General features: G+C 68.9%; 26 protein-coding genes. 14 read left to right on the top strand and 12 right to left on the bottom strand.

Annotation, left to right across the window (positions count from 1 at the left end; genetic code table 11):
• Positions 1 to 67: 67 nt before the first annotated feature.
• Positions 68 to 472 (top strand): hypothetical protein, encoded by a 405-nt coding sequence (locus tag C441_RS13480; RefSeq protein WP_007275568.1) that lies wholly within the window; start codon positions 68 to 70, stop codon positions 470 to 472.
• Positions 473 to 490: 18 nt separating this feature from the next.
• On the opposite strand, the gene C441_RS13475 is transcribed toward C441_RS13480, so the two are convergent.
• Positions 491 to 700: a hypothetical protein gene (locus tag C441_RS13475; RefSeq protein ID WP_007275567.1), complete on the bottom strand. Its 210-nt coding sequence runs from the start codon at positions 698 to 700 to the stop codon at positions 491 to 493.
• Positions 701 to 788: 88 nt separating this feature from the next.
• The gene (locus C441_RS13470) at positions 789 to 1,745 is read right to left on the bottom strand and encodes a methyltransferase domain-containing protein (protein ID WP_049920597.1); all 957 of its coding nucleotides are present in this window, start codon (positions 1,743 to 1,745) and stop codon (positions 789 to 791) included.
• A gap of 156 nt (positions 1,746 to 1,901) precedes the next feature.
• On the opposite strand from C441_RS13470, the gene C441_RS13465 reads away from it, so the two are divergent.
• From C441_RS13465 to C441_RS13450, 4 genes are all read left to right on the top strand, one after another.
• Positions 1,902 to 2,213 (top strand): DUF5658 family protein, encoded by a 312-nt coding sequence (locus tag C441_RS13465; RefSeq protein ID WP_007275565.1) that lies wholly within the window; start codon positions 1,902 to 1,904, stop codon positions 2,211 to 2,213.
• A gap of 58 nt (positions 2,214 to 2,271) precedes the next feature.
• On the top strand, positions 2,272 to 2,841 hold the full coding sequence (locus C441_RS13460) for a TATA-box-binding protein (protein ID WP_004968907.1): 570 nt from the start codon (positions 2,272 to 2,274) through the stop codon (positions 2,839 to 2,841).
• Between the two features lie 80 nt (positions 2,842 to 2,921).
• Positions 2,922 to 3,299 carry a DUF7473 family protein gene (locus C441_RS13455; RefSeq protein WP_007275564.1) on the top strand — a complete coding sequence of 126 codons (378 nt, stop codon included), beginning with the start codon at positions 2,922 to 2,924 and terminating at the stop codon, positions 3,297 to 3,299.
• 18 nt (positions 3,300 to 3,317) lie between these two features.
• Positions 3,318 to 4,286 (top strand): CPBP family intramembrane glutamic endopeptidase, encoded by a 969-nt coding sequence (locus C441_RS13450; protein WP_007275563.1) that lies wholly within the window; start codon positions 3,318 to 3,320, stop codon positions 4,284 to 4,286.
• Between the two features lie 32 nt (positions 4,287 to 4,318).
• Here the strand turns inward: C441_RS13450 and hisG are convergent, their stop codons facing one another.
• Positions 4,319 to 5,164, bottom strand: coding sequence for an ATP phosphoribosyltransferase (gene hisG / locus C441_RS13445; protein WP_007275562.1), 846 nt, complete (start codon positions 5,162 to 5,164; stop codon positions 4,319 to 4,321).
• Positions 5,165 to 5,242: 78 nt separating this feature from the next.
• On the opposite strand from hisG, the gene C441_RS13440 reads away from it, so the two are divergent.
• On the top strand, positions 5,243 to 6,343 hold the full coding sequence (locus tag C441_RS13440; RefSeq protein WP_007275561.1) for a hypothetical protein: 1,101 nt from the start codon (positions 5,243 to 5,245) through the stop codon (positions 6,341 to 6,343).
• A gap of 21 nt (positions 6,344 to 6,364) precedes the next feature.
• Here C441_RS13440 and C441_RS13435 read toward each other — a convergent pair whose 3' ends face one another.
• Entirely contained in the window at positions 6,365 to 6,877 is a 513-nt protein-coding gene (locus tag C441_RS13435) for a winged helix-turn-helix transcriptional regulator (protein WP_004968912.1), read from the bottom strand.
• Entirely contained in the window at positions 6,874 to 7,218 is a 345-nt protein-coding gene (locus C441_RS13430; protein ID WP_007275560.1) for a DUF7471 family protein, read from the bottom strand. Before C441_RS13430 ends, C441_RS13435 begins: the two co-directional genes overlap by 4 nt.
• Positions 7,219 to 7,381: 163 nt before the next feature.
• Between C441_RS13430 and C441_RS13425 the strand changes: the two genes are divergently transcribed.
• Positions 7,382 to 8,674 carry an amidohydrolase gene (locus tag C441_RS13425; protein ID WP_007275559.1) on the top strand — a complete coding sequence of 431 codons (1,293 nt, stop codon included), beginning with the start codon at positions 7,382 to 7,384 and terminating at the stop codon, positions 8,672 to 8,674.
• Between the two features lie 67 nt (positions 8,675 to 8,741).
• Here the strand turns inward: C441_RS13425 and C441_RS13420 are convergent, their stop codons facing one another.
• Positions 8,742 to 9,053, bottom strand: coding sequence for a helix-turn-helix transcriptional regulator (locus C441_RS13420; RefSeq protein ID WP_007275558.1), 312 nt, complete (start codon positions 9,051 to 9,053; stop codon positions 8,742 to 8,744).
• 97 nt (positions 9,054 to 9,150) lie between these two features.
• On the opposite strand from C441_RS13420, the gene C441_RS13415 reads away from it, so the two are divergent.
• Positions 9,151 to 10,437: an adenosylhomocysteinase gene (locus C441_RS13415; protein WP_007275557.1), complete on the top strand. Its 1,287-nt coding sequence runs from the start codon at positions 9,151 to 9,153 to the stop codon at positions 10,435 to 10,437.
• Between the two features lie 42 nt (positions 10,438 to 10,479).
• On the opposite strand, the gene C441_RS13410 is transcribed toward C441_RS13415, so the two are convergent.
• A complete protein-coding gene (locus tag C441_RS13410; protein WP_007275556.1) occupies positions 10,480 to 11,163 on the bottom strand; it encodes a hypothetical protein in 684 nt (227 codons plus the stop codon).
• 60 nt (positions 11,164 to 11,223) lie between these two features.
• Positions 11,224 to 11,556 (bottom strand): DMT family transporter, encoded by a 333-nt coding sequence (locus C441_RS13405; protein WP_007275555.1) that lies wholly within the window; start codon positions 11,554 to 11,556, stop codon positions 11,224 to 11,226.
• Positions 11,557 to 11,680: 124 nt separating this feature from the next.
• Between C441_RS13405 and C441_RS13400 the strand changes: the two genes are divergently transcribed.
• Together C441_RS13400 and hjc are read left to right on the top strand one after the other, a co-directional pair.
• Positions 11,681 to 12,469 carry a TrmB family transcriptional regulator gene (locus C441_RS13400; RefSeq protein ID WP_049920596.1) on the top strand — a complete coding sequence of 263 codons (789 nt, stop codon included), beginning with the start codon at positions 11,681 to 11,683 and terminating at the stop codon, positions 12,467 to 12,469.
• 72 nt (positions 12,470 to 12,541) lie between these two features.
• The gene (gene hjc, locus C441_RS13395) at positions 12,542 to 12,964 is read left to right on the top strand and encodes a Holliday junction resolvase Hjc (protein ID WP_007275553.1); all 423 of its coding nucleotides are present in this window, start codon (positions 12,542 to 12,544) and stop codon (positions 12,962 to 12,964) included.
• 27 nt (positions 12,965 to 12,991) lie between these two features.
• On the opposite strand, the gene C441_RS13390 is transcribed toward hjc, so the two are convergent.
• Entirely contained in the window at positions 12,992 to 13,639 is a 648-nt protein-coding gene (locus C441_RS13390; RefSeq protein ID WP_007275552.1) for an SWIM zinc finger family protein, read from the bottom strand.
• A 219-nt stretch (positions 13,640 to 13,858) separates the two neighbouring features.
• Between C441_RS13390 and C441_RS13385 the strand changes: the two genes are divergently transcribed.
• Positions 13,859 to 14,062 carry a DUF7472 family protein gene (locus tag C441_RS13385; RefSeq protein WP_004968920.1) on the top strand — a complete coding sequence of 68 codons (204 nt, stop codon included), beginning with the start codon at positions 13,859 to 13,861 and terminating at the stop codon, positions 14,060 to 14,062.
• A gap of 120 nt (positions 14,063 to 14,182) precedes the next feature.
• Here C441_RS13385 and C441_RS13380 read toward each other — a convergent pair whose 3' ends face one another.
• The gene (locus C441_RS13380; RefSeq protein WP_007275551.1) at positions 14,183 to 15,283 is read right to left on the bottom strand and encodes a DNA primase eukaryotic-type large subunit; all 1,101 of its coding nucleotides are present in this window, start codon (positions 15,281 to 15,283) and stop codon (positions 14,183 to 14,185) included.
• Positions 15,284 to 15,427: 144 nt separating this feature from the next.
• Here C441_RS13380 and C441_RS13375 point away from each other — a divergent pair, with 144 nt between their 5' ends.
• On the top strand, positions 15,428 to 16,021 hold the full coding sequence (locus C441_RS13375; protein ID WP_007275550.1) for a DUF7474 family protein: 594 nt from the start codon (positions 15,428 to 15,430) through the stop codon (positions 16,019 to 16,021).
• 79 nt (positions 16,022 to 16,100) lie between these two features.
• The gene (locus C441_RS13370; RefSeq protein WP_007275549.1) at positions 16,101 to 17,459 is read left to right on the top strand and encodes an MFS transporter; all 1,359 of its coding nucleotides are present in this window, start codon (positions 16,101 to 16,103) and stop codon (positions 17,457 to 17,459) included.
• Between the two features lie 133 nt (positions 17,460 to 17,592).
• Here C441_RS13370 and C441_RS13365 read toward each other — a convergent pair whose 3' ends face one another.
• The gene (locus C441_RS13365; protein ID WP_004065599.1) at positions 17,593 to 18,336 is read right to left on the bottom strand and encodes a DNA polymerase sliding clamp; all 744 of its coding nucleotides are present in this window, start codon (positions 18,334 to 18,336) and stop codon (positions 17,593 to 17,595) included.
• A gap of 293 nt (positions 18,337 to 18,629) precedes the next feature.
• Between C441_RS13365 and C441_RS13360 the strand changes: the two genes are divergently transcribed.
• Positions 18,630 to 19,097 (top strand): arsenate-mycothiol transferase ArsC, encoded by a 468-nt coding sequence (locus tag C441_RS13360; protein ID WP_007275548.1) that lies wholly within the window; start codon positions 18,630 to 18,632, stop codon positions 19,095 to 19,097.
• A gap of 44 nt (positions 19,098 to 19,141) precedes the next feature.
• Here C441_RS13360 and C441_RS13355 read toward each other — a convergent pair whose 3' ends face one another.
• Positions 19,142 to 21,391, bottom strand: a complete 2,250-nt coding sequence (locus C441_RS13355) for an amino acid permease (protein WP_007275547.1) — start codon at positions 21,389 to 21,391, stop codon at positions 19,142 to 19,144.
• Positions 21,392 to 21,580: the final 189 nt, after the last annotated feature.

Genomic DNA, 21,580 nt, shown 5'->3' with positions numbered 1-21,580 from the left:
CAGCATCATCGAGTGGACCGGACCGAACCCACACAAGGCACTTACCATGACATCTGAATCATCGCTCATGCAGCGCAGACGGGTCCTCGCGTCCCTCGGTTCGCTCGCTTTCCTCTCCGGGTGTCTCGGCGGTCCCGCCGAATCCTCGTCCGAAACGGAGACCGAGACGGCGACCACCACGGACGAATGCGGGTGGCCGCAGTTCTGCGAGGGGTCAGAGATGGTCGAAGTCGCGGTCAACGGCGGCTTCGACGGCGAGGTCATCTTGAAGCCAGCGTGCCGCGAGGGCGACGTGGAACTCTCGCCCGGCGAGACGGTGACGCTCACCCGGCAGGTCGACGCCGAGACCTGCGACGTGAAACTCCTCGTCGACGGCGAGGCGGCGTACGACGAGCGGATTCAGGACTACGAGTACGTGACGTTGCGCGTCGGTCCGAACGGCGAGATTACGCGTCGGAAGGAAGAACTGTAGCGGCCTCGTTCACCCCGACTACCGGAGTTTCTCGACGGCGAGCATCGCCACCGAGACGACGAGTGAGAAGACTGCCACCACGAGACCGAACAGGTAGTACGGGCTCGAACCGTCCGGGTACGACAGGAGCGAAAACAGCAGGAACGCCGACCCCATCGCGACGATGGTCGCCGCCCGCGGGTCGGGGTCGTACGCCTCGGCGACGGCGTTTCGAACCCTACGGTACATGCGCTCGCTTCGACGCGCTGGGGGATAGTCCTGTCGGGCGGCTGAATGGAAACCGTGACTGCGACGGCTCGTCGGCCGGCGATTCCGATTACCGATGCAGGAGATGCACGTACCGCACCAGCGACCGGTGGACCCGTCGCTCGAACACCCGTTCGACCTCCCAGCCGGCGTCTTCGGCCTCCTCGGTCCACGACCGGTCGGCGACCATCACGCACTCGGGGGCGACCCGGCGGACCTCAGCCAGCGCCCCGCCGACGAGGTCCGAAAGCGAGTGGCGCGCGATTTTCGACTGCCGGCCGTAGGGGGCGTCGAACACCGCGCCGTCCATGGAGTCGTCGCGGAAGGGGAGCGCGGTGGCGTCGCCGCGGACCACGTCGCCGGAGCCGACGTAGTGACGCAGGTTCTCCCGCGCGCCGCCGACCATCTTCGCTTGGGCGTCGACGCCGACCACGTCGGCCCCGACGAGGCCCGCTTCGAGGAGGACGCCGCCGGTGCCGCACATCGGGTCCAGAATCCGGGCTCCGGGCTCCGCGCCGGCCATGTTGACGAAGGCGCGGGCGTCCACGGGGGCCATGCTCCCCGGCTGGAAGAACGGTCTGTCGGTCGGCTTCCGGTCGGCGAAGTCGCGGACGGCCTCGACGGCGGTCCAGCCGACGAGACAGGCGTCTTCGGAGAAGTAGACCCGAAGCTCGTGGTCGGGGTCGTCCAAGTCGACGCCGAAGCCGCGGTCGACGAGCGCCGACCCGAGTTCGCGCTCGGCGTCGGTCGTGCTGATATCGGTGAGCCCTCGCACGTCGCGGGCGCGGACGGCGACTGTCCCCTCGCGGTCGACGTTCGCGGCCGCGACGACGGCGCGGGCGGCGTCGATGTCGGGGTCGCACCGCCCGACCAGTTCGACGACGCGACGGGTGTAGGCGAGTCGCCTCGCGCGCTCGGGTTCGACGCCGCGGGCGGTGGCGAGGCCGGGGGCGACGACCGTCACGCCCGTCGCGGCCGCCTCGGCCTCGCGGGCGGCGAAGGCGTCTTCCTCGCCGGCGAGTTCCAGTCCGTACACGCTCGGACCTGACGGGCCGCGGAAATGAGGGTATCGGTCGTCGTCGCGCCCGCGATGGTGTCGGCCGCTCCGGACCGACTGCGACCCCGCCGAACCTGACACCTCGGCGACGGCGAGACTTATATCGGGCGCTCCGAATTCACCCCCATGGCCTCTCTCGACGCCATCTCCTGGGGCGCGGCGGCGCTCACCTACGGGCTCGGCGACTACGTCACGACCGTTCTCGGGGTCAGGACGGCCGGCGTGCAGGAGGGAAACCCCATCGTGCGACGCATCTCCGGCGGCGACCCCGGCCCCGGCTCGTTCGCGGTGTTAAAACTCGTCTCAGTCGCCCTGTTCTTCGCCACCTACTGGGTGCTCAGACCGGGGGTCGCTCGCCTCGTAGTTCCAATCTCTCTGACATTACTTGGGTCGGTCGTCACCGTCAGAAACGCCCGTATTATTCGCCGTCGTACGTAAGCTGTCAACTTCTTGCACCAATCTTTTTAACCCTTAAATACGTGCCTTAAATCGTTGTATGACCGACCCCAAGGACACAATCAACATCGAAAACGTCGTCGCCTCCACGGGAATCGGCCAAGAGCTCGACCTCCAGAGCGTGGCGATGGACCTCGAGGGTGCCGACTACGACCCCGAGCAGTTTCCGGGACTCGTCTACCGGACGCAGGAGCCGAAGTCCGCGGCGCTCATCTTTCGGTCCGGGAAAATCGTCTGTACCGGCGCGAAGTCGACCGACGACGTCCACGAGAGCCTCGAAATCGTCTTCGACAAGCTCCGCGAGCTTCAGATTCCGGTCGACGACGACCCCGAAATCACCGTTCAGAACATCGTCACGAGCGCCGACCTCGGCGAGAACCTGAACCTCAACGCCATCGCCATCGGCCTCGGCCTCGAAAACATCGAGTACGAACCGGAGCAGTTCCCGGGGCTCGTCTATCGCCTCGACGAACCGAGCGTCGTCGCCCTTCTCTTCGGGTCGGGCAAACTCGTCATCACGGGCGGCAAACAGCCGAAAGACGCCGAGGCGGCGGTCGACGTCATCATCTCGCGCCTCTCCGAACTCGGTCTCCTCAACGGGTCGTTCTAACGCAGTGGGTCGCCCGGCCGCACCACGCGACCGGGACTCGAATCGACCGGACCTAAGTCAGTCGCGTCCCTCGGGCCGATATGGACGCGCTCACCTTGCAGACGGCCGCCGGTGCGCCGGTCACGGCCGTCGCCGGAACGTTCGCGCTGTTCGCGCTGTTCCTCTCTCTCACCGCCCACATCGCCGCGCGGAACGTCCTCGGCGACGTGGAACTCAAGAAGGCGTTCGCCGTCGGGCCGGTCCCGGCGGCCATCGCCGTCGTCTTCACCACCTTCGGCTGGAACTCCTTCGTCGCGCTCGCGCTCGCACTCGGCCTCGACTTCGGCTTCGTCAAGTTCCTCTACGGCCGGTCGAACCGCCTGTCGGCGTACGTGGTGACCATCCACTTCGTCGTCTCGGTACTGCTGGGCCTCGTCCTGTTCGGCCTCTCCGCCATCCTCATGACCGCGCCGTTCTGACGCTCCCGCCGTACCTTCTTGACCGAGGCCGTCGAATTCCCCGCCGTGTCTCCCCGTCGCCTCCTCTGGAACGACACGGAACGCCGGCCGCGCGCGCCGTTTCGACTGCTCGCGACGCCCGTCGTCTTCGTCGTCGTCTCGCTCGCGGTCGGACTCTCGCTTTCGACGGCCCTCGGTGACCTCGCCGCATCCAGCCGACTCGTGTCGCTCGTCGTCTCGCTCGTCTCGGTCGGCGCGAGCGGCCTCGCCGCGCTCGTCGTCGCGCGGTACGTCGATAGGCGGACCGTCGCGGACCTCGGGCTCGGACTCGACCGCGAGTGGGCGGCCGACCTCGGGTTCGGACTCGCGCTCGGAACGGGGCTGATGGCCGCCGTCTTCGTCGTCGGCGTCGCCGCCGACTGGATTTCGGTCTCGCCCGCCCCGCTCGGCGTCGACCGACTGCTCGGCGTCGGCTCGCTTCTGGCGTTCTTCGTCGTCGTCGGCATCGCCGAGGAACTCCTGCTTCGAGGCGTCGTCCTCACCGACGTCGCCGAGGGCCTCCGCTGGCGGTTCGACCCGGACGCGGCGGTCGCCGGCGGCCTCGCGGTCTCGTCGGCCGTGTTCGGCGTCGCCCACTACGCCAACCCGAACGCGGGCCTGACGAGCACGCTCAGCATCACGCTCGCGGGCGTCATGCTCGGCCTCGGCTACGCGCTCACCGGCGACCTCGCCATCCCGACGGGCGTCCACATCTCGTGGAACTTCGTGCAGGGCGGCGTCTTCGGCTTCGCGGTCAGCGGCCTCGACTTCGGCACGTCGCTCGTCGAGACGACGGAACGCGGCCCCGACGTGATTACCGGCGGCGCGTTCGGCCCCGAGGCCGGTCTGCTCGGCATCGGCGCAATCGTCCTCGGCGCGGTCTGCATCGCGGCCTACGTCCGGGCGCGCCGCGGCGACCTCGGGTTCGACCCGTCGGTCACGGTGCCGGAGTTGCGCTGGAAACAGTGAAAAACTGACACTCGGCGCGACGGGTGCGCCGCTTACTCGACCAACCGCTCGATTTCGGTGACGAGGATGCCGCTCGCGCCGACGTTCTTCAGGTCGCTGACGACCTCGAACACGTCGCGTTCGTTCACGACGGCGTGGACCGCCACGGTCGAGTCGCCGGCGACGTCCATCACGGTCGGGCCGCCGAGACCGGGGATGACCTCCTTTACGTCGTCGAGTTTCTCGCGCGGCGCGTTCATCATCAGGTAGCGCTTGCCCTCCGCCGAGCGGACGGATTCGAGCGCCATGAGCAACTGCTGGACCTTCGGGTCGTCGACCACGTCGGGGCGGGCGAACAGCCGAACCGACGACGACAGCACCTCGTCGATGACGGCGAGGCGGTTCACCCGCAGGGTCGTTCCGGTCGAGGTGATGTCGATGATGGCGTCGGCCATCTCGACGTGGGGCGTCAGTTCGGTCGCGCCCGTGACCTCGACGACCTCGGCGTCAATGCCCTCGGCCTCGAAGTAGGTCCGCGCGATGTGCGGGAACTCGGTGGCGACGACCTTGCCCGACACGTCCTCGACGGTCTCGATGTCGCCGTCCTCGGGCGCGGCGAGGACGAGCCGACACTTGCCGTACTCCAAATCGAGCAGGTCTTCGAGTTCGTGGCCCGACTCGCGGACCTGGTCGAGGCCCGTGACGCCGACCTCGGCGGCCCCGTCGCGGACGTACTCGGGGATGTCGGCGGCGCGGGCGAACAACACGGTCACGTCGGGGTCGACGGTCCCGGCGTAGAGTTTGCGCTCGGCACCGTTGTCGAGGTGTAGTCCCGCACGCTCCAGGAGTTCAATCGTCGGTTCGTGCAGGCGGCCCTTGTTGGGCACGGCGATTCGCATACCTGCCCGTCACGTCCCGGAGGTAATTGACTTTCGCAAGCCGGAACGGTTTTTTGACACATCTGTGAAGTGTCATCTATGGCTCCCGTTACGTTCGCCGGCGCGCTCGTCGGCGTCTCCCTCCTCGGTGCCGGCTGGTCGCGGCTCAGCGCCGCGTTCCACGAGCGCCGCGGTTCGTCCGTCCAGCGGTTCAGAAAACGGGTTCGAAGCAACTGGCTCTACGCCGCCATCCTGTTCGTCGGCGTCGTCTGGTGGACGAACGCGGACCGGGCGGTCCTCACTTCCGTCGGTCTCCCGACCGACTGGCCGTGGGCGATTTTCGGCTGGGCGCTCGTGGCTGTCGGTGCCGCGGTCGTGGCGACCGTCTCGTACTTGGGCGCGTTCCCCGTGGCGAGGCGCGTTCGAGACGCCGATATAGGTGCGGGAACGGCCGCCGCGAAGATGTTCCGCTATCAGCTCTTCATCGCGGCGCTCGTCTTCTGCGTGGTGACCGCGCTACAAGTCGAATTCCGGGTCTTGGAGACCAGCGGCCTGCTCACCATGCTTGCGTTCGTAGCCGCCGCATACGTCTTTTCGGCACCGCTCGTCGGCGTCTCGCAGACGACGGCGGCCCCCGCGGCCGCGACGCGCGAGCGACTCGACCGCCTGTGCGACCGCGCCGGTCTCTCGGTCGCTCGGATTCGCCTCCTCGACGGCGGCGGCCATCGCTCGGACCACCTCACTCGCGGCCCGGTCGGGCGGAAGACGCTCTTTCTCACAGACTCGCTTCTCGACCGCTACGACGACGAGGCGGTTACGGCGCTGTTGGCGGTTGACGCCGCGCGACTCGGCCGGTTCGTCTACGAGCTTCGACTGTTCACCGTGGGCGCGGCGGCCGGGCTCGTCTTCTTGGGCGTCGCGTGGCCGCCGTTCGGATTCGTCCTGTCGTTCTTGACGTTCGCCGGAATCGGCGTGATAGTTCTCGTGACCGGCGAGTACGCGAGCAAACGGCTCATCTACCGGGCCGACGAGGCGGCGGCACAGCGGGTCGGACGCGCGGCCGTCGCCGACGCGCTCGACGCGACCGCCGACGAGGTCGACACCGGCCGCGCGGGGTCGTTCCTCTCGTTCGAGCCGTCGCTGGCGTCGCGTATCGGGCGGCTCCGAGACGCGGGCGGCGCGGGCGAGACGGAAGCGTAGGACCGCTCTCGGGACCCGCGGCTACCCTTCGACGAGGTGGTCGAGCAGGCGGTCGAACCGGTCGACGAACCGCTCGGGGAGCGACGGCGACACGTCGTCTAACAGCCGGGTCGTCCGCTCGGGGTGGGTGAGGACGAGCGTCACGCGGTTGTGCAGGTCGCGCTCCTTGCGGACCACGTCGCGCTCGACGAGGTGGTCGAGGTGCCACTCCAGCGTGCTCCGGGCGACGCCGATGTCGTCGGCCACGTCGTCGGGGCGGGCGTCGCCGTGTTCGAGGAGGTGGCCGAGGATGTCGCGGGCGGTCTCCCGGCGGACGAGCGCGAGCGTGCCGCGCTCCCACGCGTCGAACTCCGGGGGGAAGTAGTGCGTCCGCCCGTAGAACTCGGCGCGACGGACCGTCTCGTCGGAGAGCAGTCTGCGGACGTGGTGTTGTACCTGGCCGGGGGCGAGGTCGAGCGCGCGAACGAGCTCGTTGAAGTGGACTCCCGGACTGTGCTTGATGTGGTCGGCGACGCGGGTTCGTGTCTCACTCATGGGTCGTTGACCCCCGCCTCGCGCTCGATGCTCCGGGCGTAGTAGATGGCCGCGAGGACGAGGCCGGCCATCACGAGGTCCAAGAAGTGTTCGACCACGTGGTGGTCGAACTCGGAGAGGACGCCGGTGAGCGTCAGCGCCGCGACGGCCGCCCGCGACGCGAACGCCAACAGCGCCAGCGCGACGAGCAGGTGCGACCGCGTCCGCCGCCGGAGGAAGACGGCGACGCCGAGCGCGGCCAGCGTGACCGACGAGACGCCCGCGAGGACGACGACCGCGGTCATCCACGGACTTGCTTGGACGTGCCCCGGAACGAGCGCGAGGTTCGACGGGGGCTCCATGTCCCCCGATACTTGGGGTTCGGACCTAAGCGGGGGTGCTCGTTCTCGATTTTCGGGAATCGGACTACCGCCGGTATCCCGGCCGCTCCGCGGCGAACTCGGCGGTTGCGTCTCGCGGCCGCGAGACGGTGGATTCACCACCCCACCGACCCGAACGAGCGACATGAACACGCTCCGAATCGCGGGCGGACAGGTGCTCCGCCCCGACGCGACGGTCGAGGACGCGGACGTACTGGTGGACCGAGACGAGGGGACGATTCTCGATATCGGCGCGGACCTCGACGCCGACGCCGACGAGACGCTCGACGCCGAGGGCTGTCTCGTCACGCCGGGTCTGGTCAACGCCCACTGTCACGTGGCGATGACGCTCCTGCGCGGCTACGCCGACGACAAGCCGCTCGACGCGTGGCTCCGCGAGGACATCTGGCCCGCCGAGGCCGCGCTCACGCCCGAGGACGTGCGCGCCGGCGCGGAACTCGGTCTCGTGGAGATGATTAAGTCGGGGACCACCGCGTTCGCGGACATGTACTTCCACGTCCCCGAAATCGCCGCCGCGGTCGACGAGGCCGGCCTCCGCGCCCGCCTCGGCCACGGCGTCGTCACGCTCGGCAAGGACGACGCGGACGCGCGGGCCGACATCGACGAGAGCCTCGACGTGGCCCGCGAGTTCGACGGCGCGGCCGACGGCCGGATTCGGACCGCCGCGATGCCCCACTCGCTGACGACGGTCGCGGAGGAGTACCTCCGCGAGTTCGTCGCCGACGCCCACGCCGAGGGCATCCCGGTCCACTACCACGCCAACGAGACGACCGACGAGGTCGACCCCATCGTCGACGAGCGCGGCGAGCGGCCCCTGTCGTACGCGAAGGAACTCGGCATGCTCACCGGCGACGACTTCCTCGCCCACGGCGTCCACGTCGACGACGCGGAAATCGACCTGCTCGCCGAGGCGGGCACCGGCGTCGTCCACTGCCCGGCGTCGAACATGAAGCTCGCCTCCGGCATGGCTCCCGTCCAGAAACTGCTCGACGCGGGCGTCACGGTCGGCCTCGGCACCGACGGCGCGGCCTCGAACAACGACCTCGACATGTTCGACGAGATGCGCGACGCCGCGATGCTCGGCAAGCTCGCCGCGGACGACGCCAGCGCCGTCGCCGCCCCCGACGTGGTGCGGATGGCGACCGCCGGCTCCGCCGCCGCCGTCGACCTCCCCGGCGGCGCGCTCGAAGTCGGTGGCGCGGCCGACCTCGCCGTCGTCGACCTCGACGCGCCGCACCTCGCGCCCGCCAACGACCTCGTGAGCCACCTCGCGTACGCCGCCCGCGGCTCCGACGTCCGCCACACGGTCTGCGACGGGCGGGTGCTGATGCGGGACCGCGAGGTGCTGACGCTCGAGGAGGACGCCGCGATGGCCCGCGCCCGCGAGGCAATCGCGTCGCTCCGCGAGCGCGTCTGAATCGCCGCGCCGGCCTGCCGCCGTCTGAACCCCCCGTCTGGTCCGCCCACACCGCCTTCCGACCTCGCTACCCGGCCAGTTCGATGCGCAGTCCGTCGTCGGTCACGCTGACCTCCATGCGCTCGAACGTCCGGTGGTACTGCGCGACGTGTCGCCCGTCGCTGTGGTCGACCATGATGGACTTCTCGAACAGCGCCGCCTCGTGGAGCCGCTTGACCTCTCTGTAGGCCGTCGACAGCGGCACGTCGGCCCGACAGCTCAGCTCCTTGACCGTCAGCGGTTCGTCGGCGACGCGCAAGAGGTCCGGGACTGCGGGGGCGCTCATCAGGGCGAACAACTCCTGCTCGGCGAGCGTCTTGCCGTTTTCTATGACGAGCATCGGCCCTCGGCGATACAATCTCCCGGTTGACACTTGTAGATTCGGGGGCGCGACCGCCTTCGGTAGGGTTTTCGGACCCCTCTCCGAACCCACGGGTATGAGCGAACACTACGCTCCCGTCTCCGAGCACCTCGACGACGTCGAGGCCGCCCGGACCGAGGGACGACGCAAGATGGACTGGGCGCTCCAGCACATGCCCATCCTGCAGGAGCTCCGCGAGCAGTTCGAGTCGGAACAGCCGCTCGCCGGCGAGGTCGTCGGCATGGCGATGCACGTCGAGGCGAAGACGGCGAACCTCGTCGAACTGCTGGCGCTCGGCGGCGCGGAAGTCGCCATCACCGGCTGTAACCCGCTTTCGACCCACGACGACGTGTCGGCGGCGCTCGACGCCAACGACGACATCACCTCCTACGCCGTCCGCGGCGTCGACGACGAGGGCTACTACGCGGCCATCGACGCCGTCATCGCCCACGAGCCGACCGTCACGGTCGACGACGGCATGGACATGGTCTTTACCATCCACGAGGAGTACCCCGAACTCATCGACACCATCGTCGGCGGGGCCGAAGAGACCACGACCGGCGTCCACCGCCTCCGCGCGATGGACGAAGACGGCGAACTGAACTACCCCGTCTTCGCCGTCAACGACACGCCGATGAAGCGCCTGTTCGACAACGTCCACGGCACGGGCGAGTCGTCTCTGGCGACCATCGCCATGACGACGAACCTCTCGTACGCCGGCAAGAACGTCGTCGTCGGCGGCTACGGCTACTGCGGCAAGGGCGTCGCCAAGAAGGCGTCCGGCCAGAACGCGAACGTCATCGTCACCGAGGTCGACCCCCGTCGCGCGCTCGAAGCCCACATGGAGGGCTACGACGTGATGCCGATGGAGGAGGCCGCGAAGGTCGGCGACGTGTTCATCACGACCACCGGCAACCGCGACGTCATCACCCGCGAGGACTTCGAGAACATGAAAGACGGCGTCCTCCTCGCCAACGCCGGCCACTTCGACATCGAAATCGACCTCGAGGCGCTGTCGGACCTCGCCGTCGACGAGTACGAGGCCCGCGACGGCGTCGACGCCTACGAACTCGAAGACGGCCGCCGCCTGAACGTCCTCGCCGAGGGCCGCCTCGTCAACCTCGCGTCGCCCATCGCGCTGGGCCACCCCGTCGAGGTCATGGACCAGTCGTTCGGCGTGCAGGCCGTCGTCGTCCGCGAACTCGTCGAGAACGGCGACGCCTACGACGCCGGCGTCCACGACGTGCCCGACGAACTGGACCGCGAGGTCGCCGAAATCAAACTCGAAGCCGAGGGAATCGAGTTCGACTCGATGACCGACGAACAGCGCGAGTACATGGGTAGCTGGGCCCACGGGACGTAAGCCGACCCGCGCGCTCTCTCTCTCTCTCGTTTCTCACAGCTGTCAGCGGCCGCGTTCGGTCCACTCGCCGGCCCGCCAGATGCAGGCGACGCCGCCTATCCACGCCGCGAGTCGCATCGCCTCGATGGCCGCGTCGGACGGCGCTTTCCACCCCCAGCCGGTCGGGACGCGCTCGGTTTCGACCGGTTCGACGACGTAGTACCGCCCCTCGAACGCGACGTAGTGGGTCTCCGGTTCGTACAGTTCGGATTCGGTCACGGTGCTACTGCCGTTTCGGACGGCCTCGCGGACGTATCCCGGTGACTCGGCGAGGTCTTCCGAGAGGTCGCGTCTGACCGTCTCGGTCGACACCGGGTGGAGCGAGAGCGTGAGCGTGCGCCCGTCGAGGGTCGCGTTCGGTTCGAAATACCGGCCGTCGGCCCGGACGTAGTCGAACGACCAGAATTCGGGGTCGACGCCGCGGTCCGGGTCCAACTCCAGTTCGACCGGGTCGCCGCGGACCATGTCGATGATGGCGGCGCACTCCGCCGACTGGAGGGGGTTCCACCCGCACGATTTGACCCGGTAGAACGCGTCGGCGGTGTGCGGGAGGTAGTCCACCGCCGACGCCTCGTAGGTGTACGTCTCCTCGTAGGAGACGCCGTCGGGATAGAGGAAAAGCGGGTTCGCGAGGAGGGCGACCCCGAGGACGAGGAAGACGAGGCCGCGGCGGTTCTCGCGGTTCATACGGGCAGTATCCGCCAGCCGACAGATAGCTCTGGTGGCGCGGTCCCTTCGTGTCGGCCCTCAGTGTGCGGCCATCTCCGAGAGGACGTTGACGCAGTAGACGCCCGCGAGGATGAGAAGCAGGCCGACGAGCCCGGTCAAGTCGACCGGTTCGTCGAACACGACGACGCCGATGGCCGCGACGCCGACGATACCCAGCGCGGCCCACGTCCCGTACACCACGCCGATGGGGAGTTCTTCCAGCGTCAGCGAGACGAGGTAGAACGCGAGGCCGTAGCCGACCACCACGCCGAGGCTCGGGAGGGGCTTCGAAAACCCCGCGGACAGTTTGAGCGCGGTCGTTCCGACCAGCTCCGACGCGATTGCGCCGGCGAGTACCACGTACGGATTCATGCCCGTCGGTCCAGTCACGACCCGGATGAGCGTTCTGCAATCGCCCGCCACTTGCGGTCCGTTGCCCACCGCCGCCGAACGCGAAATATCGAATTACTAACTGATGGGGAACGGACTTCCGCACATGACCGAACTCGGCGAACTCGGCCTGTCGAACTACGAGGAGAAGGTGTACCGGACGCTACTCGTCACGGGGGCCGCGACGGCCGCGACCGTCTCGGACGCGAGCGGCGTCCCGAACGGCCGGGTTTACGACGTGCTCAACGGGCTTCGGTCGCGCCGACTGGTTCGCGCGCAGTCGACCCAGCCGACGCGCTACGTCGCCGTCGACCCGCCCGCGGCCGTCGAGCGACTGCTGACCGAGCGCGCCGCGGAACTGCGCGAGGAGTGGACTCGGTACCGCGACGTGGCCGACGCGGTCCGGTCGAGCCTCCTGCCGACGCCGCCGGCCGACGGGAGCGTCTGGCTCGGCCGCCTCGGCGGCGACGAGATGCGGACGGCGATGCACGAGCACGTGCGGGCGGCAACTGACTCCGTCTCGGCCGCGGTCGGCCCGCCGTACGAGCGGGCTCCGTGGGAGACGCTCCGCACGGAGTTCGACGCGTTCTTCGAGGGCGCTCGCGCCGACCTCGGCGTGTCGTTACTCCTCAGCGACCCCGTGCTCGACTCGCTCCCCGACGAGTTTCGGGAACTCGTGGCGTCGAAGCCGCAGACGGTTCGGGTCCGGACCCTGCCGCACCTGCCGGTCTCGTTCGACGTCGTCGACGGAACGGTCGCGTCGGTCGACATCCCGCACCCCCAGTCCGCGGCCGACCGGCTCGGCGTCGTCGTGGTGACGGACGCGGGCGTCGTCAGCGAGTTCGACCGCCAGTTCCGGGCGCTGTGGGGCAACGCCGTTCCGCTCTTCGAGTGACGCCGCGTATTTCGACTGCGCTCCCGGACGCCGGTCGCCCCATTTATCACCGCCCGCGGCCGACTCCCGACCATGTCTTCGAACAGAAAGGGAGACCGACGCGAGCGCGAACTCGTCAACGCTCTCGACGAGGCCGGGTTCGCCGTCATGCGCGCGCCCGCCTCCGGGAGCGCGACGACGCGCGAACTCCCCGACGTGCTCGCGGGAAACGGCGAGGTCTTCTACGCCATCGAGGCGAAGTCCTCCAGCGGTCGCCCCATCTACCTGAGCGGCGAGGAGGTCGAAGCGCTCGTCTACTTCTCGCGGAACTTCGGCGCGAAGGCCCGCATCGCCGTCCGGTTCGACCGCGAGGACTGGTACTTCTTCCACCCCGGCGACCTGTACGTGACCGACGGCGGGAACTACCGCGTGAAAAAGGAGACGGCGCTGGCGGAGGGCGAGGACTTCGAGTCCTTCACCGGCGGCCCGACCCAGACCAAACTCGGCGGCGACTGAGGCCGCGGCGCGATTTTCCGCGCTCGCTCACGCCCGAGCGAGTCGCTCGCCGAGCGTGCGCGCGCCGACGAAGCCGCGTTCGACGCGGCTGAGCCGCGAGGCGGGGAACCGGTAGGCGTGCAGTTCGTCGAGGTCGGCGAGGCCGGCGTCCACCGGGAGCGAATCGAGGTAGACCGCCTCGAAGGTCGGTTCGTGGTCGCCGTAGTCGCGGTTGCTCTCGTACGCCGAGACGAGGCGTCCCGTCTCGGTCGGCGTCTCGTCGGCGCGGGTGCCGAGCGCCCGCGTGACGACGAGGAGGCTCCCGCTCTCGCGGTCGTGGACGAGGTCGCCGGCGCGGTGTTCGTGGTCGGGACAGAGCTGTGGCCCCGTCGCGTCCATCGGGACGAACGTCTCGTCGCCGCAGACGGCGCAGGTGGCGCTCCGGCGGCCGGGCGGCGGGACCTCGCCGCGGGTGATCTCGATGGCGACCCGGCGGAGGTGCTTACAGCGGGCGTGTCGGATGGCGTTGTCGGGGCAGGTGCAGGTGCGCGCCTCCACGTCGACGACGTAGGTGCCGCCGTCGGTTTCGACGACGTAGCGACCGTCGCGGAGCGGCCGGACGGCCATCGGCTCGACGCGGGCGCGGCGGGCGCGCCCGGCCAGTCCGTCGGACGGGAGCGTGGTCTTGCGGCGCACCGGGCGGCGAGTCGACGCGGGTGTGTGTGCGATGTGCGTCATGGTGGTGCGGGAGTCCGACCTTACCAGCGGCTGTTCGAGGTCGGTTTCCGTCACCTGCAAGTAGGTTCTCGAACGACCTAAACCCTCGTTTCGCGTGGAAAATCGGCCGCGTGAGTGGCTCTCGTCGGGCATCCGCCCATCGAAGACCTTTTAGAACGGCCGCGGATACGTCGTCGCATGGCTATCGAAGCGGAGATGCGGCGGAAGATTGCCGTCTCCATCGTCGCGGTCGGGGTGTTTATCGCCCTCATCGTCGGCATCGGTGCGACCTACAACCAGAGTGGACTCGCCTCCACCGGCGGGTTCGCACTCGTCGGCGCTATCACGGCGTTCGTCCTCGTGATGGCTGGTATCGGCGTTTGGCTGTCGCGTTCTTCCTAACTCGGCCGGTCGGTTTCGGTGACGTGTTCGCCGTCGCGGGGCGCTCGACGCGTAGCGGCGGCGCTCGGCGGTCGGCTGACGGCCCGCAGACGGCTCGCAGAAACGCTCTTCGTGCCCTCGTTAGTCGGCGGCTTCGTCCGCGGCGGCCGCGTCCGCGTCGGTCGTCGCCGTCTCGAAGTACTTCATCGGGTGCTTGATGGTGTCACACCGGTCGTCGCGGTTCACACAGAGGTCGTACGACTGCATCGTCTCGCAGGTCGGCGGCGCGTACTGCGACCCGCTTGAGTCCGCGAGGACGGTCGCCCGCTTTTCGAGCTCCTCGGCGTTCGCGTCGCCGACGACGCCCCTGACCGCCTCGGGTTCGAGGCCGACGCCGACGAGGAACGCCGCGAGCGCGAACGCCGCCTCGTTCGGGAGGTCTTCGCCGTCCTGCGCCCGCGCTAACAGCGCCTCGACGCAGGGCGGGAAGTGGTCGGGGTCGACCGAGTCGACGTAGACGACGTTGACCGCGCCGCGGTCCGAAAGCAGGTTCCGCAGGCGCTCGACGTGGGGCTTGAGCGCGTCGGCGAGGCGGTCGCCGGCGTCGCTCCCGCGGACGGCGAAGGGAAGCCCCTCTGCGACCCGGCGGCGGACCGCCTCGCGGAGCAGTTCCGAGAGCTCCTCGCGGGTGACGCGGACCGCGCCGCCGGCCAGCGAGCGGTTGACGAGCCGCCAGTCAGCGCCCCAGTCGGTGTCGGAGTAGGTGAGGTACGGTCCCACGTCGACCCAGTAGTGGTCGGGCGCGCGGCGGCTGTTGCGGCTCCGGGTCGATTCGGCCCGCACCGCGCCGTCGAGGTCGAACTCGCGGAGGAAGTCGTCGAGGCTCGCGCGGGCGTCGCCGTGGACGTCGTCGTCGCCGGCGTCGAAGTCGGCGAGCATGCGCTCGTAGGCCGTGTCGGCCTCGGCGCGGGCGTACTTGTCCACCGCCGCGGGCGTCTCGACGAGCGAGACGATGATGCGCGAGATGGGGTACGAAAGCAGTTCCGTCTGGGTGTCCCGCCCGTAAGCCTCGTCGGGGTCGGGTTCGACGGTGCCCTCCATGAGGGCGCGTTCGACGCGCTCGACGCCGCGCTCGACGGCCGGGGCGTCCTCGGCGACGAGCGTCGCGATGGCGACGTCGGCCGATTCGACCGCCTCTCTGGCCGCGGCGAAAAACGGGTATCGGGCGTGGAGCGGGCGCATCCGCATACCGCCACGTTCCGGGTGCCCACCGATAAACGCGACGGATTCGGCGGTGGCGCACGGGCCGCGTGACCCCGTCACAGACCCCGCCGGCGGCGACGCGCATCACACAACCTATTACCGACCACTTCCTCAGGCTCTCACGTGCCGCACTTCGACTACCCGTGTCCGGACTGCCGCGCCACGACCAGTCTCCACGACGCCGACTGCCGCTTCGAGGGGACGCCGTGGGTCGAAGTCGAGCGCGCCTACGTCGACATCGTCTCCGTCCTCGCTGGCGGCCCGTGCGACGAGGAGACGCTCCGCCGCGAGGCGCCGGGCGAGTGGGGTCCGCTCCAGCAGGCCGCGCTCCGACGGCTCAAGCGCGACGAGCGGATATCGGACGCGAACTCGGGCGTCCTCCGACTGCGCACCGCCGAGGAGTTCAGAGAGGAGGTCTCGGAGCCGACCCGGGAGCCGATGCGGACGCTCCACCAGTACGGGAGCGTCCCCGGCTGTCACGACAACGCCGTCTTCGCCATGATTGCGTGGTACGAGATGGTCGGGCTGTCGTGGCCCGAGACGCGCGAGAACGTCGTCAACTGGCTCCGCGACACCGGTACGTGGGACCGCGGCGGCTTCGAGGAGGCGACGCCCGCCGAACTCGTCGAGAAGAAGCGCCACGTCTACGACGCGGGCTACGGCTGGAAGGAAAAGGCCGTCTCGGCCAAGCGCGTCATCGACCGCTACCGCTCTTGAGCGTCGCCCCGGCTATCTATCCCGACTTTTCCCCTACCTCGGCGTAACTGTTAGGCGCTTCTCGCGCGTCTGTGGTGTCGTGAGTGCCCCCGAGTCCGCCGTGTCTTCCGACGCCGAGTTCCCCGAGGAGTCGCGGGGGACGCGACGCGCCCTCGCGGTCGTCATCGCCGTCGTCTTCATCGACCTCCTCGGGTTCGGGGTCGTCATCCCCATCCTGCCGTTCTACGTCCGGAGCTTCGGCGTCAGCGACGTGTACATCGGATTTCTGGCGGCGTCGTACTCGCTCATGCAGTTCCTCTTCGCGCCCGTCCTCGGTCGCATCTCCGACCGGCGGGGCCGCCGGCCGGTCATCATGCTCTCGCTCGTCGGGAGCGTCCTCGCGTGGACCGTCTTCGGCGTCGCCGGCGAAATCGACCTGCTTTTCGGGACGGCGCTCGCGGTGGCGACGCTTTTCGCCTCGCGGATGCTCGCGGGCGCGATGGGCGGCAACATCGCCACGGCGCAGGCGTACATCGCCGACATCACGCCGCCGGCGCGGCGGGCCGGCGCGCTCGGCCTCGTCGGCGCGTCGTTCAGCCTCGGGTTCATCTTCGGCCCGGCCATCGGCGGCCTGATGGCCTCCGACCCGGTGGTCGCGCTCGCCCGCGACCTGTTTCCGCCGTTCGTGCCCGCGACGCGCTTTTCGCTACCGAGCTTCACCGCGGCGGCGCTGAGCCTCGTGAGCCTCGGTTTCGCGTTCGTCTTCCTGCGCGAACCCGAGCGGACCCGCGCGCCCGCCGGCACGCCCGCGACGACGCTCGTCTCGCAGTTCCGCGCCGCCCTCGCCGACGACGACCTCCGGGGACTCGTCGTCTCGTTTTTCGTCGTCTCGGTCGCCTTCTCGGGGATTCAGGTCATGTTCATCCCCTTCGCGGCCGACGTGTACGGCTACGGCGAGACCGAGACGGCGCTGTTTCTGACCTACATCGGCCTGCTCGGCACGCTGAATCAGGGGGTCGTCGTCGGCCGCCTCGCCCGGCGGTACTCGGAGGAGAAACTGGCGGTCGTCGGCGCGGTCGGCCTCCTGGCCTCGCTCGCGTTGCTCCCGTTTTCGCCCGACATCGGGGCGTTTCTCCCCGCGGTCGGCGGCCCGCCGTGGCTCACCCGCGAACTCGTGGCGCTCCTCCTCGTCGGGGCGCTCCTGTCGTTCGGCAACGGGATGTTGAACGTCTCGCTTTCGACGCTCGTGTCCACGTCGGCGTCGGCGGACCAGCAGGGCAACGCCTTCGGCGTCACGCAGGGCGCGGGGAGCCTCGGCCGGACGCTCGGTCCGCCGTCGATGGCGGCGCTGTACGTCTTCGCGTACTGGTCGCCGTTCGTCGTCGGGGCCGTGCTCATCGTGCCCGTGGTCTACGTCCTCGTGTCCGTGGCGCGAGGTCCGCGGACTGAACCCTCCTGAGATTCGGTTCGCGCCGCCCGCCGCCCACGCCCGCGCCGACGCGGTCGCTGGCGGGTGCGAATCGAGAGAAACGAGTGGGACGGCTCGGATGGTCCGAAAACGACGCGGCCGCCGCGGCCGCCGAAACGTCCGCTCAGTCGCTCTGGATGCGCGGGGCGAGCATGTACGTGATGGTTCCCATCCCCTCTGCGATCTGGTAGTGAAGCTTGACCGGGAACTCCTCGCCGAGTTCGACGGTGACCTCGGCGTCGGTCGGAATCGCCTTGTTCATGTCCTTCAAGTAGTCGAGCGAGAACAGCGAGTCGGCCGCGCCCGCTTCGATGCTGATGAGGTCCGCCGGGGGGAGCGACAGGTCCACGTCGTCGGTGTCGCCCTCGGCCTCGATGTGGAACGTCTCTTCGGCGCCGTCGACGCGGAGGCGGATGTGGTCCGAGACCATGTCGGCCGCCTTGATACCGCGGTCGAGGTGCGTCCCTTCGAGGACGATGTTCGCGGCGAGGTCGAGGTCCGGGATGTCGGGTTCCTGGCGAATCGAGTCGGGGTCGATGAGCGCGAGCGTGTACGACAGCCCGTCGATGCGGATGTTGAGCTTGCGCGTCTCCTCGTCGAGCGTGAGGTGGATGAGGTCGCCCGAGCCCGCCATACCGGCGACCTCTTCGAGGCGCGAGAGGTTGACGCCGATGACGCCGCCGTCGGCTTCGTAGGATTCGAACGCCGCCGCGTCGAGCGTGAGGTCCACCATGCCGACGTTCGCGGGGTCGACGGCGCGGATGGAGAGACTCTCCTCGTTGAGTCGAATCTTACACTCGTCGACGAGGACGCTCACGGAGTCGAGCGCGTCCCGGAGCGTCGCGGCGCTCACGATGGCCTTGAACATATGTGCCGTCGTACGACAGCGGTCTTAAAAATACTCCTGATTTGGACTCACCGCAATATGATGTTCGCACGCTCTCCCGCGTGCGCGCTCCCGCGAGCACACCACCGTTCCCCTCGGCTCCCCACCGTTCCCCTTGGCTCCCCATGCGTGTTGTTGTCACAGATTGGATATTAAGCTAATCTCCTGATTTCAGCGGACACAGGCTCCAAAGCACTCAAATAGCTGATTGTGCAACTTCCGGTTATGGCGCACGACGAGACGAAGCCAGCCGCCCGCCGACGAGGTGCCGAGCGATGACCGACGCCGCCGATGTCGATGTAGACCCCGACGCCGACGCGACCGCGACCCGCGTCGCCTTCGTCTGCGTCCAGAACGCCGGCCGGAGCCAGATTGCGACGGCCTTCGCCCGCCGGGAGCGCGACGAGCGCGGCGTCGGCGACCGCATCGAGGTCGTCACCGGCGGCACCGACCCCGCCGACCACGTCCACGACGAGGTCGTCGCGGTCATGGGCGAGGAGGGGTTCGCCCTCGCCGACGAGACGCCCCGCGCAATCGACCAAGACGAGATTATGGGCGTGGATATCGTCGTCACGATGGGCTGTTCGGCCGAGGGAATCTGTCCCATGACGTGGCGCGGCGACGCCCGCGACTGGGACCTCGACGACCCGGACGGACAGGACCTCGATGCGGTTCGGGCGATTCGCGACGACATCGAGGGGCGCGTCTCGGCGCTGTTCGACGAACTCGTCGGCGACGACTGAGTCGGGGGCCGGCCGGTCTCGACGCCTGACGCCCGACCCAGCCGTCAGCCGAACAGTCGCTCTCGGAGCGACCGCCGCCGCGGGCGCTCGGCCAGCAACACGGTCGTCTCGAGGTCGTTGAGCACGGACAGCGCCAGCGACCCGCCGACGAGTCGGGACAGCAGGCCGGACTCCGTCGCGCCGACGAGGACGAGCGACTTGTCCGCCGCCGCCTCGCCGATGACGGTCTCCACGTCGCCCGTCTCGACCAGTTGCTCCACTCCTTCTAGGTCGTGTTCCGCGACCCACTGTTCGAGGAACTCCCGACCGGCGGCGACCTCGTCGGCGACGTGTAGCACCGAGATGCGCGCGTCGGTCGTCGCTTGCAACGCCCGTGCGACCTCCGCGGAGAGGTCAGACGAGTGCCCGCCCGCCGTCGGGAGGAGCACCTCGCTCGGGTCGAACTCCCCTCCGTCGAGGACGAGCACGTCACACGGGAGGTCGTGGGTGAGTTCGTCGAGCGCGCCCTCGACCCGCCCGCCGGCGAGTTTCGCGCCGCTGTGGCCCATGACCAGCCTGTCGACGCCGTGTTGACGCGCCACGTCGAACACCTCTGCGAGTCCCTCGTGGGAGAGAATCGTCCGCGTGTCGACCGGCACGTCCAACTGTTCGACGTCGGCTCGCGCGTCGGCCATGAGCTGTTCGGACGTCTTCGAGATGCGGTCGCGCTGGTCGGCGGCGGCCGCCAGCGAGGTCTGGTCCGGGACCTGAATGACGTGGGTGGCGAGGACCCGCCCGCCGTCGAACTTGGCGAGCGCGGCCGCGAGCGTCACGAGCGCCCGCTCGGTTCGGGGGTTCGAAACCGCGACCATCGTCGTCGTCGCGGGCGCGTCGTCGATGCGACCCGACCCGTTCGGCGCGACCGTCGCCGCGGCGTCGACGACCGAGTTCGGTAGCTCGTCGCCCCGAGAGAGGATGTGCCGACCGAGCAGGCCCTGCCTGTCGGCGTTGTTCCGTGCGTACACGAAGTACCAGACCACGGCACCGACGACGAACAGCCCCGAAAGCAGGAGCTCCTCCCCGCCGACGAACGCCAGCAGTCCGAGCGAGAGCGCCATGCCGACTATCGGCGTAAACGGGTACAGCGGCACGGTGAACGCCGGGTCGTACTCGGGGTCCGTCTCCCGGAAGACGATGAGCGCCGCGTTCATGAGCGCGTAGACGACGAGGTGGAGCACGCTCGCGGCTTTCGCCAGCACCTCGATGTCGCGGCCGAGCGCCGCGATGAAGAGGACGATGACGGCACCCGTGACGAGAATCGAACGGTAGGGCGTCGCGTAGTTCGGGTGAATCTCGTTGAGCCAGTTGGTGACGATTCGGTCCCGTCCCATCGCGAAGTTGATTCGAGCCGACGCCAGAATCGACGCGTTCGCGCTGGAGGCGGTCGCGAGAAGCGCGCCCAGCGTCACGATAGTGACGGCGAGGCCGGCCAGTCCGCCGGGGAACGCGGCCTGCGTCGCCTGCGTCAGCGGCGCGCTCTGGCTCAGGTCCGGCCACGGCACCACGCCGAGCATGATGCTCACGAGAATCGCGTAGAGGACGGTGACGATGGCGACGCTCCCGATGACCGCAAGCGGGAGGTTCCGACCGGGGTTCTTCAGCTCCTCGGCGACGGTCGCAATCTTCGCGTATCCGAGGAACGAGACGAACACGAGCGCCGTGCCCGGCAGGATGGCACCGTAGCCGAACGGCGCGAGACCGCCGTCGCCGACGAGCGTCGCGAAGTCGAACGACAGCCAGCCCTGAACCGCGAACAGGGCCAGAATCGCCAACAGGACCGTGACGATGACCGTCTGCACGCCGCCGGTCTCCTTGGCACCGATGTAGTTGACGCCCACGAAGACGGCACCGGCGACGAGCGCGCCGACCTGCACCTCGTTGAGAAAGAGGAACGCCGGCATCGGCAGGAGCGTCGCGAGGTACTGGCCGAAGCCGATGCTGTAGAACGCGGAGGCGAACGCCAGCCCCATCCAGTCGCCGAGGCCGGCGATAGAGCCGAAAAGCGGCCCGAGCGCGCGGTTGACGTAGTAGTAGCCCCCGCCGGCTTTCGGCATCGCGGTGCCGAGTTCGGAGACCGAAAGCGCGTTCACCAGCGCGATGAGGCCCCCGACGACGAACGAGGCGACGACGACCGGGCCGGCGGTGCTGGCCGCGACGCCGGGCAGGACGAAGATGCCCGCGCCGATCATCGTCCCGATGCCGATGGTCAGCGCCGACAGGAGGCCGAGGTCTTTCGCGAGCTCCTCGTCGCTCATCCGTTGGCCTCCGTGCTGGCACCCTCGGTCCGTCGCTTCGGGACCCGCTGTTCGGGTCGGAGCGCCGCGTTGTCGGCCGTCTCGGTGACGTTCGTCTCGTTCATAGACGCTACCCGGTTGTGTAACGATATAAGCTCTGCCCTTCTACTACGGATTCGAAAATAGAAACGAGTATAATTTCTAAGAACG

This window comes from Haloferax sulfurifontis ATCC BAA-897, assembly GCF_000337835.1.
GTDB classification, from domain to species: Archaea; Halobacteriota; Halobacteria; order Halobacteriales; family Haloferacaceae; genus Haloferax; species Haloferax denitrificans.
The sequence above is the reverse complement of the archived record's forward strand: the minus strand, read 5'-3'. Positions and strand labels throughout refer to the sequence as shown.